Consider the following 13,397-nt stretch of genomic DNA (forward strand, 5'->3'; position numbering starts at 1 on the left):
GCCTTCCGGATCAGTACGGGTTGGTGACGACGAGGTCCTGCGCGGGGAACAGCGTGAGGATCTGCGGGCCGTCGGCGGTGACGACGACCTCCTCCTCGATCCGCGCGGCGGAGAAGCCGTCGCTGGCCGGGCAGTAGGTCTCCAGGGCGAACACCATGCCCTCCTGCAGCTCGACGGGCTCGGTCATGCTGTTGAGCCGGGAGATGATCGGCCGCTCGTGCAGGCCGAGGCCGAGACCGTGGGCGAACTGCAGCCCGAAGGCCTGCATCTCGTTCTCGAAGCCGAACTCCTCGGCCTTCGGCAGCAGCGCGGCGACCTCGTCGGTGCCCACGCCGGCCTTGATGCCGGCCAGCCCGCGGTCCATCCACTCGCGCGCCTTCGTGTACGCGTCGCGCTGCGCCGGGGTGGAGCTGCCGACGGCGAAGGTCCGGTAGTAGCAGGTCCGGTAGCCGTTGTAGGAGTGGATGATGTCGAAGAACGCCTGGTCGCCCGGGCGGATCAGCCGGTCGGTGAAGTTGTGCGGGTGCGGATTGCACCGCTCACCGGAGATCGCGTTGACCGCCTCGACCTGGTCGGAGCCCATCTCGTAGAGCCGCTTGTTGGCGTGCGCGACGATCTGGTTCTCCCGCACCCCGGGCTTCAGCATCTCGACGATGTCCTGGTAGACGCCGTCGACCATGGCCGCCGCCTGGTTGAGCAGGACGATCTCGTCGGGTGACTTGATCACCCGGGCGTCGAGCATGAGCTGCTGGGCGTCGACCACCCGGAGGCCCTGACGCTCCATCTCGAAGAGGAACGGCGGTTCGACGATGTCGACACCCACGGGCATGTCGGCCACGCCCGCCTCGACGAGCAGCGACTTGATCTCCGCGACCGCATCGGCCATGAGGCCGACCGTCGGTGCGACGGCTCCGCGGAAGCCGAGGAAGCCGGCACGGTAGTTCTCGGTCGGCACCCACTGGGAGTACTGCTGGTGGTGCTTCACGGCCGAGCCGAAATCCCAGAGCACGGGGTCCTTGCCCCGAGCCAGCAAGGCGTACCGGATCATCTTGTCGCCGAGCGCACCGCCGATCCACGTCTGCGTGGTGTAGCGGATGTTGTAGAAGTCGAAGAGCAGGAAGGCGCCGCACTCGCTGGCCTCCAGCGACGCCTTGGCCCGGCCGAGCCGGTAGTCGCGGAGGCGGGCGAAGTCGACCCGCTGCTCGTAGTCGACGCCCATGTGGCCGGGCGCCGGCAAGGGCCGGACGCCGGGGGCGGTCATCAGGCGCCCTGCTCCGCGGCGCTGAGGCCGTCGTCCACCGCGACGTCCTCGGAGGTCAGGGCCAGCCCCGAGTTGTGCGCCTGCAGGTCGAGCAGGATGGAGAAGTCCTCCTCCACCCGGCCGCTGCTCACGCTGGCCTGCACCGCCTGGGCGGTCGCCGCGGCCACGGGCATGGGGACGTCGAGCTGGTGCGCGGCGGCGAGGCCCAGGTCGAAGTCCTTGCGCAGCAGGATCGGCGTGAACGTCGGCGTGTAGTCCAGGTTCACGAACGCCGGCGACTTGTACCGGGTGAACACCGAGCCCATCACGCTGTTGTTGAGGAACTCGAGGAACGCCGCCCGGGGGACGCCGCCCTTCTCGGCCAGCACGGTGATCTCGGCCATGCACTGGGTCACGACGCCGAGCATGAGGTTGTGGCAGATCTTCACCAGCCGGGCGACGTCGCCCTCGCCGACGTAGGTGACGTGCTGCCCGATGTGCCCGAGCAGGTGCTCCACCTGCCGGAACGTCTCCTCGGGGCCCGAGGCCACCAGGCTGAGCATGCCGGCCTTGACCACCTTGCCGTTGCCGCTGACCGGCGCGGCGAGGAAGGCGACCCCGCGCTCCTCGCAGGCGGCGCGCATCGCCTCGGAGGCGGCCTGGTCCACCGTCGAGCAGTCGACGACGATCCGCGGCAGGTCCTCGGGGTTCTCCAGCAGCCCGCCCTCGCCGAGCAGCACCTGCTCGAGGTCCTTCGACGTCGAGACCATGACGAAGACCGCGTCGAGGCCGCGCAGCTCGGAGATGGTGTCGGCGATGGCGCAGCCGACCTCGGCCAGCGGCTCGGCCTTGGCCTTGGTCCGGTTCCAGACGGTGACCTTGACGCCGGCCTTGGCCAGGCGGGCGGCCATGGCCGCGCCCATGCGGCCGGCGCCGATCCAGCCGACCGACTCGACGGGGGTGGTGGTGTTCACTGCGTGCTCCTAGCGGTTGCGGTCAGGCGGGCGGCGAGCCAGTCGGCGGTGTACGGGCGGTGCCACGGGGCGACGTTGGCGCAGCCGTGGTTGCCGTCCTCGAGCATCAGCAGCTCCACCTCGCCACCCGCGGTGTCGCGCAGGCGCTCGGCGTGCTGCCAGGGGATCAGCCGGTCCTGCCGGCCAAAGACGATGAGCAGCGGGGCGGTGATCTTCTCCGCGACGCCCTCGAGCGACAGGGTGCTCGCGATGGCGCGGGCCTCGTCGTCGCTGCCGGCGCGCGAGCGCACCTGGAACGTGGCCCGGGTCAGCGCCGGCAGCCGGTCCCAGCAGGCGCCGAAGTCGTACGGGCCGGCCAGCGCGACGCAGGCGCGCACGCGGTCGCCGAGCGCCGCGGCGACCCGCGCCGAGTAGTAGCCGCCGAGGCTGACGCCCCAGATCGCCACGCGGCCGGTGTCCACCTCGGGCAGGCCCTCGAGGGTGGCGAGGACCGCCTCGGCCGGCCCGGACCAGTCGCCGCGGATCGGCAGGTCGTACTCGGCCTCGCCCTGGCCGGGACCGTCGACGCTGAAGGTGGCCAGCCCGCGCTCGAGGAAGGTCTCCTCGGTGGAGCGCAGCTCCTCCTTGGTGGAGTCCAGGCCGGGCAGCAGGACGACGGTCGCGTACGGGCCCTCGCCGCCGGGCAGGCGCAGGACGCCGACGAGGCGGGTGCCCTCGAAGGGGATCTCGACCCGGCGGCCCGCGGGCTGCAGGTGCGGCAGCGCGTCGGTGGCGCAGGCGACCGCGCGCTGGTGGGCGGCGCGCATCTGGTCGACGTCCTCGACGAAGACGAACTTGCCGAAGTGGAAGTAGACCGCGGCCTGGGACAGGTGCTGGCCGGCCGAGACCAGGCGGCCGTCGGCGAGGGCGCGGCGACCCAGCGCCTCGTGCTCGGCACCCTTGTCCGACCAGGCGGCGCACCAGTCCGCCCAGCGCTCGACCCGGGCGGTCACCGTCTGGAAGTCCGAGACGGTGACGCCGTTGGTCGTGAAGCGGGGCCCCCAGTGCGCGATCGCCGATGCCACGCGCTCGTCCATCCACGCCCTCCGGCTCTGCAATCGATTGTGCAACGCGACAGCAGGGTCCTATCGCGGGGCCCCGCCTGTCAAGCACCCGCCCCCGAGGTTCTGCGGCAGAGCACGCCCAGGCCGGGATGGTCCTCTGGTGCAATCGACTGCAGAACGGCATACTCGCTGGCCCCAGTGGTCCTCGTCAGGAGGTTGCGTGCCTGCCCGTCTCGTCGTCGGCGCCTTCAGCCCGTCCGTGCTGCTCTCGATCGCCCGTCGCACCGGCCGGCTGGCCGAGGTGGACCTGGAGCCGGAGGAGGTGCCGGTCGCCTCCTCCCCGGGCCAGTTCAGATCCCTGCTCGCGGATGAGCTCGACGTCGCCTTCACCAGCCCCGACAACGTGCTCGCCTACCGGTTCAGCCCGACCAACCCGCTCGGCGAGCTGCTCGACGTCCGCATGGTCAGCGCGGTCGACCGCGGCATGGGGCTGGCCCTGTACGGCCGGCGCGGGATCGAGGGCCCGGAGGCGCTGCGCGGCGCGCGGATCGGCGTCGACGTCCCCTCGTCGGGCTTCGCGCTGGCGATGTACGCGCTGACCGAGTCCCTCGGCGTCTCCCGCGACGAGTACGAGCTCGTGGCGCTGGGCTCGACGCCGAAGCGGCTGACCGCCCTGCTGTCGGGCGCGTGCGACGCGACCATGCTCAACGCCGGCAACGAGCTGGTCGCCGAGGAGCAGGGCTGTCCGCGGCTGGCCGCGGTCGCCGACGTCACCGCGCCCTACCTCGGCACCGTGCTGGCCGTGGCCGGTGAGCAGCACCTCGCGCAGGCCCGGGCGCTGGCCGGTGCGCTGAACCGGACCATCGACGACGTCCTCGCCGGCCGGGTGGACGACGTCGCCGCGGAGGAGGCCGCCGCCCGGCTGAACGTCTCCCCCGAGCTCGCCGGCCGCTACGTCGAACGGCTGCGCGACCCCGCGGAGGGGCTGATCCCCGGCGGGGAGGTGGACCCCGCGGCCCTGGCGACCATCGCCGCGCTGCGCCGCCGCTTCCTGCCCGAGGTGGTCGACGGCGCCGACGTCCTGGACCGCCCGCTGGACGCCTCGTCCGGGCTGCTCGCCCGGTGACCGGCGCTCCCCCGGCGTTCAGCGCCGCCGAGACCGCCCGCCGGCGCGACGCGATCGACGCCGTCCTCGCCGAGGCCGGGGCCGGGCACGCCCTGCTCTACGGGGCCAACCGCTCCGGCAGCGCGGTCCAGTGGCTGACCGGCTGGCCGGTGACCCGCGAAGCCGCCGTCGTGCACACCCCCGGCGAGACCGACGCGCTGCTCGTCCACTTCCACAACCACGTGCCGCAGGCCCGCCGGATCGCCCGGGACGCCGACGTGCGCTGGGCCGGCCCGACCGGCCGGACGGTGGCCGAGGAGCTGCGGCGCCGCGGCGCGACGCAGGTCGGCGTCATCGGCCCGGTGCCGTTCGGCATGGCCGACGGGCTGCGCGCGGCGGGGCTGACCCTGGTCGACCTCAACGCGGCGTACACCCGGCTGCGGCTGTGCAAGTCCGCCGAGGAGGTCGACTGGCTGCGCCGGGCCGCGGAGCTGACCGACCGCTCGATGCGCGCCCTCGCCGACGGCGCGCGGCCCGGGACGACCGAGTACGAGCTCGGCGCGCTGGTCGAGGGCGCGTACGTCGCCGAGGGCGGCGCCAACTACATCCACTACTTCGCGTTCACCTCGATGGCCGCGCCGGCCCAGTGCGTGCCGGCGCAGTGGCCGAGCGAGCGGCGGCTGGGGGCCGGCGACGTCCTGTCCTGCGAGCTGTCGACCAGCTGGGGCGTCGACTACCCGGGCCAGCTGCTGCGCACGTTCACCGTCGCGGCCGACCCGACCCCGCTGGTCGCCGAGCTGCACGCGGTCGCAGAGGAGGCGCTGACCCGCATCGAGGCGCTGCTGGCGCCCGGCGTCACCCCCGCCGAGGTGGTCGACGCGGCGGGCGTCATCGAGGACGCCGGTTTCACCACCGTCGACGACCTCGTGCACGGGCTCGGCGGGGCCTACCTGCCGCCGGTGCTCGGCTCCCGCAGCCGCACGCTCGAGCCGCTGCCGGACCTGCGGTTCGCCGAGGGGATGACCGTCGTCGTCCAGCCGAACGTGACGCTGCCCGACGGGTCGCTCGGCGTGCAGACCGGCGAGCTGCTGCACGTCACGGCCGACGGCTGCCAGCGGCTGCACGCCTTCCCGCGCGGCCTCGGCCGGATGGCGTGATCAGCCGACGGTGATCCGGTCCTCGACGGCGGCCAGCGCGATGTCGGTGCGCCAGTGCGCATCGGCCAGCCGGACACCGGCGACCCGCTCGTAGGCCAGCTGCCGGGCGGCGGCGAGGTCGGGGCCGACGGCGGTCACGGAGAGCACCCGCCCGCCGGAGGAGACGACGGCGCCGTCGGCGGCCACGGCGGTGCCGGCGTGCAGCACGCCCTCGCCGTCCGCCCCGGTGATCGGGTCGCCGGTGCGCGGCCGCTCGGGATAGCCGGAGGCGGCGACGACGACGGTCACCGCGGCGCCGTCCCGCCACCGCAGCGGCGGGTGCTCGGCGAGCGTGCCGGTGGCCGCGGCGTGGAGCAGCCCGGCCAGCGGCGTCTCCAGCAGCGGGAGCACCACCTGCGTCTCGGGGTCGCCGAAGCGGGCGTTGAACTCCACCACCCGCACGCCGCGGGAGGTCAGCGCGAGCCCGGCGTAGAGCAGGCCGGTGAACGGCTCGCCGCGGCGGCGCATCTCGTCGACCGTCGGCTGCAGCACGGTGCGCAGCACCTCGTCCACCAGCCCCGCCGGCGCCCAGGGCAGCGGCGCGTAGGCGCCCATGCCACCGGTGTTCGGGCCGCCGTCGCCGTCGTCGCGGCGCTTGAAGTCCTGGGCGGGGACCAGCGGCAGCACCGTGGTGCCGTCGGTGACGGCGAACAGCGACACCTCGGGCCCGTCGAGGTACTCCTCGATGAGCACCGCGTGCCCGGCGTCGAGCACCGCGCGGCCGTGCGCGGCGGCGGCGTCGCGGTCGGGGGTCACGAGCACGCCCTTGCCGGCGGCCAGGCCGTCGTCCTTGACCACGTAGGGCATCCCGGGCGAGACGACGGCGACCTCGTCGAGTGCCGTCTCGAGCTCCGCGGGGCCGCCGATCGGCCATGAGCGGGCCGTCGGCACCCCGGCCGCGGCCATCACGTGCTTGGCGAAGGACTTGCTGCCCTCCAGCTGCGCGGCCTGCGCCGACGGGCCGAAGCAGGCGATCCCGGCCTCCCGGACGGCGTCCGCCGCCCCCGCGACCAGTGGCACCTCGGGGCCGACGACCACGAGGTCGGCGCCCCACTCCCGTGCCGTGGCCGCCACCGCGTCGGGGTCGCCGACGGTCACCGCGAGCGGCTCGGCGACCGCGCGCGTGCCGGCGTTACCGGGCGCGCAGGCGAGCGCATCGACCGCGGGGTCGGAGGACAGAGCCACGCACAGGGCGTGCTCCCGGGCGCCGGAGCCGATCACGAGCACGCGCACGGACGGCGACCCTACCCAGCGTGCTACCGCAGACGGTTCGGCTGGTCCCGCAGCGACCGGAAGAACGCGCGGGTGCGCGCCCGCTCCTCGGCCCGCGCCCGCGCGTCGACCCGCAGCAACTGCCGGTGGGCCTCGCGCTGCAGCTTGCGCCAGGCGGCGAACCGGGCCGGGTCGAGCGCGCCGTCGTCGATCGCCGCGGCGACCGCGCAGCCCGGCTCGGTCCGGTGGGCGCAGTCGCGGAACCGGCAGCGCGTGGCCAGCTCGGTGACGTCGGCGTAGGCGGTGTCCACCCCGTCGAGGTCGTCGTAGAGCGCCAGCTCGCGCATGCCGGGGGTGTCCACGAGCAGGCCGCCACCGGGCAGCAGGTGCAGCTCGCGGGCGGTGGTGGTGTGCCGGCCCCGGCCGTCGCTCTCGCGGATCTCGTGCGTGACCGCGACGGTGCACCCGGCCAGCGCGTTGGCCAGGCTGGACTTGCCCACGCCGGAGGGGCCGACCATCGCCGCCGTCCGCCCGGGTCCGACGGCCGCGCGGACGGCGTCCAGCCCCTCGCCGGTGACCGAGCTGACCGCCAGCACGTCGACGCCGAGCGCATCCTCGGCGACCTCCGCGACGGCGGCGGGGACGTCGTCGCACAGGTCGGCCTTGGTGAGGACGACGACCGGCGTGGCCCCGCTGCTCCAGGCCACGGCGAGGTAGCGCTCGACGCGACGCAGGCGGGCCGCGCCGGCCAGCGCATCGACGACCAGCACGGCGTCGAGGTTGGCCGCGACCACCTGCGCGGCCGACGTCCGGCCGGCCACCGTGCGGGTGAACGCCGAGCGCCGCGGCAGGACGGCGACGGCCAGCTCGCCGCGCAGTGCCACCCAGTCGCCCACCGCCGGCGAGCCCAGACCGGCCTCGTCGTAGAGGGCCGCGGCGGGGTGCACCCGCCGCTCGCCGTCGGCGACGAGCACGGTGAGCAGCCCGCGGTCGACCCGGGCCACGCGGGCCGCGGCGGTGCCCGGGGGCAGCTCGGCCACCCGGTCGGGCGTCCACCCGAGGGCGGTGAGATCGGTCACGCGGGGCATGGTGCCGCGCAGGTCAGCGCGCTGTCGCCCGAATTGTGGGCGAATCACCGGCTCAGGTTTGCCCGACGTTCAGGTTTCTCCGGTGTTCTCGAAGGCATGCACGCGACCGAGTCGCCGGCCCTCCGCGCGGTGACCCGCCTTCCCCAGGCCCTCGTCGTCGGCCACCGCGGCGCCTGCGCCTACCGCCCCGAGCACACGCTGGCGAGCTTCGAGCTGGCCATCGACCTCGGCGCGGACCTCATCGAGCCCGACGTCGTCGTGAGCCGCGACGGCGCGCTGGTCGTCCGGCACGAGAACGAGCTCTCCCGCTCGACCGACGTGGGCTCCCGGCCCGAGTTCGCCGCCCGCCGGACCACGCGCGAGGTCGCCGGGGCCGAGCGCACGGGCTGGTTCGCCGAGGACTTCACCCTCGCCGAGCTGCGCACCCTGCGGGCGGTGGAGCGGATGCCGCAGCTGCGGCCGCTGAACACCGCCTACGACGGGCGGTTCGGGATCCTCACCCTTGCCGAGGTGGTCGACCTGGCCCGCCGCCGGTCCACCCCCGAGCGCCAGGTCCGCGTGCTCGCCGAGCTGAAGAAGCCGTCGTGGTCGGCGCAGGCCGGGCTGCCGATGACCGACCTGGTCGCGGCCGAGCTGCGCCGCCTGGACGCCGTCCGCCCCGACGGGCCGGTGATCGTGCAGTCCTTCGACGCCGCCGCCCTCCGCACCCTGCGCGCGCAGCTCGGCGACCGCGGGCCGGCGATCTTCCAGCTGGTCGACGACCACGCCGATTACGACGCGCTGATCACCCCGGCCGGGCTGCGCGAGGTCTCCACCTACGCGCAGGGCATCGCACCCAGCCGGCACCGGATCCTGCAGCGCGACGCCGAGCAGCACCTCGTCGGCATCTCCGGGCTGGTGCACGAGGCGCACCGCGCCGGCCTGGCCGTCGTCCCGTGGACGCTGCGCGCCGAGAACGCCTACCTGCCGCGGCACCTGCGCCGCGGCAGCGACCCGGCCGCCTTCGGTCACGCCGAGGCCGAGGCCCGCCTGCTCCTGGGCCTGGGCGTCGACGGGCTGATCACCGACTCCCCGGACATCGCCGTCCAGGCCCGCGCCGAGCTCGTCGCCGTCTGAGAACCGTTCGGCTCCAGCGGGCGACCACCAGCACGATGCGGCGGTGCCGACCATCCGGGAGTGCCGAGCCGCCGACCACGACGCCGTCGTCGCGGTGTCGCTGCGCGCGTGGGCGCCGGTGTTCGCGTCGGTGAACATGCGGAGTGCCCGGGGCGCGGAAAACGCGCCCCGGGCACTCCGCTTCAGTCGATGAGGTCGTGGATGACGACGTTCTCGTCGCGGCCGGGGCCGACGCCGATCACGCTGACCCGGGCGCCGGCGAGCTCCTCCAGCCGGCGCACGTAGGCCTGCGCGTTGGCCGGCAGCTCGTCGAACGTGCGGCAGTGCCGAATGTCCTCGAACCAGCCCGGCATCTCCTCGTAGACCGGCGTGGCGTGGTGGAACTCCGTCTGCGTCATCGGCATCTCGTCGTGCCGCACGCCGTCGACGTCGTAGGCCACGCAGATCGGCACCGTCTCCAGGCCGGAGAGCACGTCGAGCTTGGTGAGGAAGTAGTCGGTGATCCCGTTGACCCGGCTGGCGTAGCGCGCGACGACGGCGTCGAACCAGCCGCAGCGGCGGTCCCGGCCCGTGGTGACGCCGACCTCGCCGCCCTGCTTGCGCAGGTACTCGCCGTTGGCGTCGAACAGCTCGGTCGGGAACGGCCCCGAGCCCACGCGGGTCGTGTAGGCCTTGAGGATCCCGACCACGCGCTCGATGCGGGTCGGGCCGATGCCCGAGCCGGTGGCCGCGCCGCCGGCGGTCGGGTTGGACGACGTCACGAACGGATACGTGCCGTGGTCGACGTCGAGCAGGGTGCCCTGCGAGCCCTCCAGCAGCACCCACTCGCCGGCGTCCAGCGCGTTGCCCAGCAGCAGGCGGGTGTCGGCGATCCGGTGCTTGAGCTGCTCGGCGTAGCCCGCGTACTCCTCGACGACCTCGTCGACGTCGATCGCGCGGCGGTTGTAGACCTTGACCAGGATCTGGTTCTTCTCCTGCAGCGTGCCCTCGAGCTTCTGCCGCAGGATGCCGAGGTCGAGCAGGTCCTGGGCGCGGATGCCGACCCGGGCCACCTTGTCGCCGTAGGCCGGGCCGATGCCGCGGCCGGTGGTGCCGATCCGCCGCTTCCCGAGGAACCGCTCGGTGACCTTATCCAGGGCCCGGTGGTGCGGCATGATCAGGTGCGCGTCGGAGGAGATGACCAGCCGCGAGGTGTCCACCCCGCGCTCCTCGAGACCGGCGAGCTCGCCGATCAGCACCTCCGGGTCGACGACCACGCCGTTCCCGATCACCGGGGTGCAGCCCGGCGTCAGGATCCCCGAGGGGATCAGGTGCAGCGCGTAGCGCTCACCGTCCGGGGTGATCACCGTGTGCCCGGCGTTGTTCCCGCCCTGGTAACGGACGACGTAGGGCACCCGGCCCCCGAGCAGGTCGGTGGCCTTGCCCTTGCCCTCGTCGCCCCACTGGGCACCGATCAGCACGACTGCCGGCATCGGCGTTCGTCATCTCCTCGCGCGAGCTTCCCGGCCGGTCCCGGCTGGCAGGTGGCAGGGTAGCCGCATGCCTCCCGTCGAGGTCGACCTGCGCGGTCTGGAGCCCGGCTCGGCCCCCGGGAAGGACGACGTCGCAGCGGCGACCGGGGCCGAGTCCGTGGTGGTCCGCGGGCCGGTCCCCGCCCTGGCCGCCGTCCTGACGGCGCTGCTCAGGACGGGGCGCACGGCCGACGTGCCGGTCGCGTGGGAGCCGGCCGACGACACCGCCTCGGGCGGGCTGGCCCGCGCGCTGGGCATCGGCACCGGCGCGCCGCGGGAGCTCACCCTGGTCCGCGACGACCACGGCGGCGTCCTGCTGCACCACGGCCGGCTGGAGGCCTGGAGCGAGGACCCCCGCCGCGGCCTCTCCCGCCGGCTCGGCCTGGCGGCACACCACGACGACATGAAGATCGCCGACGGCACGGTGACCCGGCTCGACGTCCGCCCCGAGTGGCAGGCGGTGGACACGATCGGCGTCGCGGTCATGACCATCCCGCTGCGGCCGGTCCGCCGGACCAAGGGCCGCGCCCTGCAGGTGGCCAGCGACCCGGCGCGGGTGACCCGGGACGGCGTCCCCTACCCCCGCCCGGTCACCCGCTGGACGTGGTTCGCCGACGACCGCGTGCGCTGGCGCCTGCAGCCTTAGAAGGACCCCGTTGCCCCCCACCACTCGCAGGCTCGCGGCGGGGCCCTGCAACGGGGCCGCTCCAGCACATCGCCGGGGCCGTCGTGGACACTGGAGCGCACCCTGGCTCTGCGAGGAGGTCCCGCTGCCGCCGTCCTGTCCCCCGACCGGCGTACCGCACCGGTGACCGCCGACCACCTCCCGGCGTTCGGCGCGCCCCCCGCGACCGCCCCCGCCGGCCGGCGGCTGCTCGCCCGCGCGCTCGCCCGGCCCAGCCTGGCCGCGCTGGTCGGCCTGGTGGTCTTCGTCGTCTTCTTCGGCCTGCAGGCTCCGGAGCTGCTCGGGGCCGGCGGGCTGGCCAGCGTCCTGGACGTCGCCGCGCTGCTGGGCATCGGCGGCGTCCCGGTGGCCCTGCTGCTCATCGCCGGCCAGTTCGACCTGTCCGTCGGCGTGGTCGCCGTCGCGAGCTCCCTGGTCACCGCACTGCTGATCGGGCAGGCCGGGTGGGGCGTGTGGCCGGCGCTGATCGCGTCGCTGGCCGCCGCGCTGCTGATCGGGCTGGTCAACGGCTTCCTGGTGGTGACCACCGGCCTGCCGAGCTTCCTGGTGACCCTCGCGACGTTCCTCGTGCTGCAGGGCACCACCCTGGCCGGGACCCAACTGGTCGCCGGATCGGCCCGGATCGAGGGCCTGGACGCCGCGGCCGGCTGGAGCTCCGCGGAGGCGCTGTTCGGGTCGACGGTGCAGTTGGGCGACGGGCGGTTCCGCGTGTCGCTGCTGTGGTGGCTGGGCGTCACCGCGCTGGCCACCTGGGTGCTGTGGCGGACGCGGTTCGGCAACGCCGTCTTCGCCAGCGGCGGGGCCCGGCACGCGGCCCGCGAGCTCGGCGTCCCGGTCAAGGGGACGACGGTGACGCTGTTCTGCCTCACCGCGGTCGCGGGGTGGCTGCTCGGCACCCTGGGCCTGATCCGCCTCGGCGGGGTGCAGGTCGCCCCCGGCCTGGGCAGCGAGATCGACTTCATCGTCGTGGCGGTGATCGGCGGCTGCCTGCTCACCGGCGGCTACGGGTCGGCGGTCGGCGCAGCGATCGGGGCCCTGCTCTACGCCGTCGTCCGCCAGGGCATCACGCTGGCCGGCTGGGATCCGCGCTGGTTCCAGGCCTTCCTCGGCGTCCTGCTGCTGGTGGCGCTGCTGGCCAGCGGCGTCGTCCGCCGCCGGCTCAAGGCGGTGCCCCGATCGTGACCGACGGCGGAGGCGGCGCGGCCGCGCCCGTGCTCGAGCTGCGGGGGCTGACCGTCCACTACGGCAACGTGCCGGCCCTCTCCCGGCTGAGCGTCCCCTTCCGCGCCGGTGAGATCACCTGCGTCCTCGGGGAGAACGGGTCGGGCAAGTCCACGCTGGTCGCCGTCCTGTCGGGGCTGCGGCGCCACGACGAGGGCGAGCTGCTGCTCGACGGCCGCCCGATGCGGTTCCGGTCGCCGAAGCAGGCGCGGGCCGCCGGCATCGCCACGGTGTGGCAGGACCTCGCCGTCGCGCCGCTGCTGTCGGTGTGGCGCAACTTCTTTCTCGGCGCCGAACCCACCCGCGGGGTGTGGCCGCTGCGCCGCCTCGACCTGGCCCAGGCGCGGGAGACCACGATCCGGGCGATGGCCCGCGTGGGCGTGACCCGTCTGGACCCCGACCAGCCGGCCAGCGCCCTGCAGGCCGGCGAGCGGCACAGCCTCGCCATCGCCCGGGCGCTGCACTTCGGCGCGCACGTGCTGGTCATCGACGAGCCGACGGCGCCCATGACGGTCGCGCAGCACACCCTCGTGCTGCAGTCGGTCGTCGCCGCCCGCGCCCGCGGCCTGGCCGTGGTCTTCGTGACCCACAACCCGCGGTACGCGCACCTGGTCGGCGACCGGTTCCTGCTGCTGGCCCGCGGTCAGGTCGCCGGAAGCCTGACCCGGGACGACGTCGACGCCGAGGACCTCACCCGCCTGATGACCGGCGGCGAGGAGCTCACCGCGCTGACCGCGGCGCTCACCGCGCTGCACCCCGAGCTGGGCGAGCGCTGAGCCACGTGACGAGGGCTACGAGAAGACGCTGACCCCGCCGGGACCGACGAGCAGGCCGACGACGATCAGGACGATCCCCCACAGCAGCTGACGCCGGATGATCGCGACGATCCCCGCGACCACGAGCACGACGGCGATGATCCAGAGAAGGGTGGTCATGCTGACCTCCTGGTGAGGTGGCCCGGTCTCCCCCGCTCGTGCGAACGCCGGACTACCTGCCCAGAAAACCG

General features: G+C 74.4%; 13 protein-coding genes. 6 read left to right on the forward strand and 7 right to left on the reverse strand.

The features are described from left to right. Positions 1 to 10 precede the first annotated feature (10 nt). The 3 genes from AB3388_RS25825 to AB3388_RS25835 are packed head-to-tail and all read right to left on the reverse strand — an operon-like array spanning position 11 to position 3,290. Complete coding sequence (locus AB3388_RS25825) at positions 11 to 1,261, reverse strand: M24 family metallopeptidase (protein WP_495408185.1); 1,251 nt, start codon at positions 1,259 to 1,261, stop codon at positions 11 to 13. Continuing rightward, on the reverse strand, positions 1,261 to 2,214 hold the full coding sequence (locus AB3388_RS25830) for an NAD(P)-dependent oxidoreductase (protein WP_495408186.1): 954 nt from the start codon (positions 2,212 to 2,214) through the stop codon (positions 1,261 to 1,263). Before AB3388_RS25830 ends, AB3388_RS25825 begins: the two co-directional genes overlap by 1 nt. Then, complete coding sequence (locus AB3388_RS25835; RefSeq protein WP_495408187.1) at positions 2,211 to 3,290, reverse strand: alpha/beta hydrolase family protein; 1,080 nt, start codon at positions 3,288 to 3,290, stop codon at positions 2,211 to 2,213. Before AB3388_RS25835 ends, AB3388_RS25830 begins: the two co-directional genes overlap by 4 nt. Before the next feature lie 187 nt (positions 3,291 to 3,477). On the opposite strand from AB3388_RS25835, the gene AB3388_RS25840 reads away from it, so the two are divergent. Further along, entirely contained in the window at positions 3,478 to 4,383 is a 906-nt protein-coding gene (locus tag AB3388_RS25840; protein ID WP_495408188.1) for an ABC transporter substrate-binding protein, read from the forward strand. After that, positions 4,380 to 5,519 (forward strand): M24 family metallopeptidase, encoded by a 1,140-nt coding sequence (locus tag AB3388_RS25845; protein WP_495408189.1) that lies wholly within the window; start codon positions 4,380 to 4,382, stop codon positions 5,517 to 5,519. The genes AB3388_RS25840 and AB3388_RS25845 overlap by 4 nt, the downstream gene beginning before the upstream one ends. Here the strand turns inward: AB3388_RS25845 and purD are convergent, their stop codons facing one another. After that, on the reverse strand, positions 5,520 to 6,791 hold the full coding sequence (gene purD, locus AB3388_RS25850; protein ID WP_495408190.1) for a phosphoribosylamine--glycine ligase: 1,272 nt from the start codon (positions 6,789 to 6,791) through the stop codon (positions 5,520 to 5,522). It lies immediately after the preceding gene. Between the two features lie 23 nt (positions 6,792 to 6,814). After that, positions 6,815 to 7,858 carry a ribosome small subunit-dependent GTPase A gene (gene rsgA, locus AB3388_RS25855; protein ID WP_495408191.1) on the reverse strand — a complete coding sequence of 348 codons (1,044 nt, stop codon included), beginning with the start codon at positions 7,856 to 7,858 and terminating at the stop codon, positions 6,815 to 6,817. Between the two features lie 96 nt (positions 7,859 to 7,954). On the opposite strand from rsgA, the gene AB3388_RS25860 reads away from it, so the two are divergent. Continuing rightward, entirely contained in the window at positions 7,955 to 8,974 is a 1,020-nt protein-coding gene (locus tag AB3388_RS25860; protein ID WP_495408193.1) for a glycerophosphodiester phosphodiesterase family protein, read from the forward strand. Positions 8,975 to 9,156: 182 nt separating this feature from the next. Here the strand turns inward: AB3388_RS25860 and AB3388_RS25865 are convergent, their stop codons facing one another. Then, positions 9,157 to 10,446 (reverse strand): adenylosuccinate synthase, encoded by a 1,290-nt coding sequence (locus tag AB3388_RS25865; RefSeq protein ID WP_495408194.1) that lies wholly within the window; start codon positions 10,444 to 10,446, stop codon positions 9,157 to 9,159. A 67-nt stretch (positions 10,447 to 10,513) separates the two neighbouring features. On the opposite strand from AB3388_RS25865, the gene AB3388_RS25870 reads away from it, so the two are divergent. The 3 genes from AB3388_RS25870 to AB3388_RS25880 all read left to right on the forward strand — a co-directional run bounded on the left by AB3388_RS25870 (position 10,514) and on the right by AB3388_RS25880 (position 13,167). Beyond that, positions 10,514 to 11,131 (forward strand): hypothetical protein, encoded by a 618-nt coding sequence (locus AB3388_RS25870; RefSeq protein ID WP_495408196.1) that lies wholly within the window; start codon positions 10,514 to 10,516, stop codon positions 11,129 to 11,131. 162 nt (positions 11,132 to 11,293) lie between these two features. After that, positions 11,294 to 12,352, forward strand: a complete 1,059-nt coding sequence (locus tag AB3388_RS25875) for an ABC transporter permease (protein ID WP_495408198.1) — start codon at positions 11,294 to 11,296, stop codon at positions 12,350 to 12,352. Next, positions 12,349 to 13,167, forward strand: a complete 819-nt coding sequence (locus AB3388_RS25880; RefSeq protein ID WP_495408199.1) for an ATP-binding cassette domain-containing protein — start codon at positions 12,349 to 12,351, stop codon at positions 13,165 to 13,167. The genes AB3388_RS25875 and AB3388_RS25880 overlap by 4 nt, the downstream gene beginning before the upstream one ends. 15 nt (positions 13,168 to 13,182) lie before the next feature. Here AB3388_RS25880 and AB3388_RS25885 read toward each other — a convergent pair whose 3' ends face one another. Next, positions 13,183 to 13,326, reverse strand: coding sequence for a GPGG-motif small membrane protein (locus tag AB3388_RS25885; protein ID WP_495408200.1), 144 nt, complete (start codon positions 13,324 to 13,326; stop codon positions 13,183 to 13,185). Positions 13,327 to 13,397 lie beyond the last annotated feature (71 nt).

Source organism: Geodermatophilus sp. SMS 5-13, from assembly GCF_059428245.1.

Bases quoted from the DNA above. Each gene is read 5' to 3' on its own strand.
- AB3388_RS25865 (WP_495408194.1), bottom strand. From the start codon at position 10,446: ATGCCGGCAGTCGTGCTGATCGGTGCCCAGTGGGGCGACGAGGGCAAG.
- AB3388_RS25825 (WP_495408185.1), bottom strand. From the start codon at position 1,261: ATGACCGCCCCCGGCGTCCGGCCCTTGCCGGCGCCCGGCCACATGGGC.
- AB3388_RS25860 (WP_495408193.1), top strand. From the start codon at position 7,955: ATGCACGCGACCGAGTCGCCGGCCCTCCGCGCGGTGACCCGCCTTCCC.
- AB3388_RS25885 (WP_495408200.1), bottom strand. From the start codon at position 13,326: ATGACCACCCTTCTCTGGATCATCGCCGTCGTGCTCGTGGTCGCGGGG.
- AB3388_RS25870 (WP_495408196.1), top strand. From the start codon at position 10,514: ATGCCTCCCGTCGAGGTCGACCTGCGCGGTCTGGAGCCCGGCTCGGCC.
- rsgA (WP_495408191.1), bottom strand. From the start codon at position 7,858: ATGCCCCGCGTGACCGATCTCACCGCCCTCGGGTGGACGCCCGACCGG.
- AB3388_RS25835 (WP_495408187.1), bottom strand. From the start codon at position 3,290: ATGGACGAGCGCGTGGCATCGGCGATCGCGCACTGGGGGCCCCGCTTC.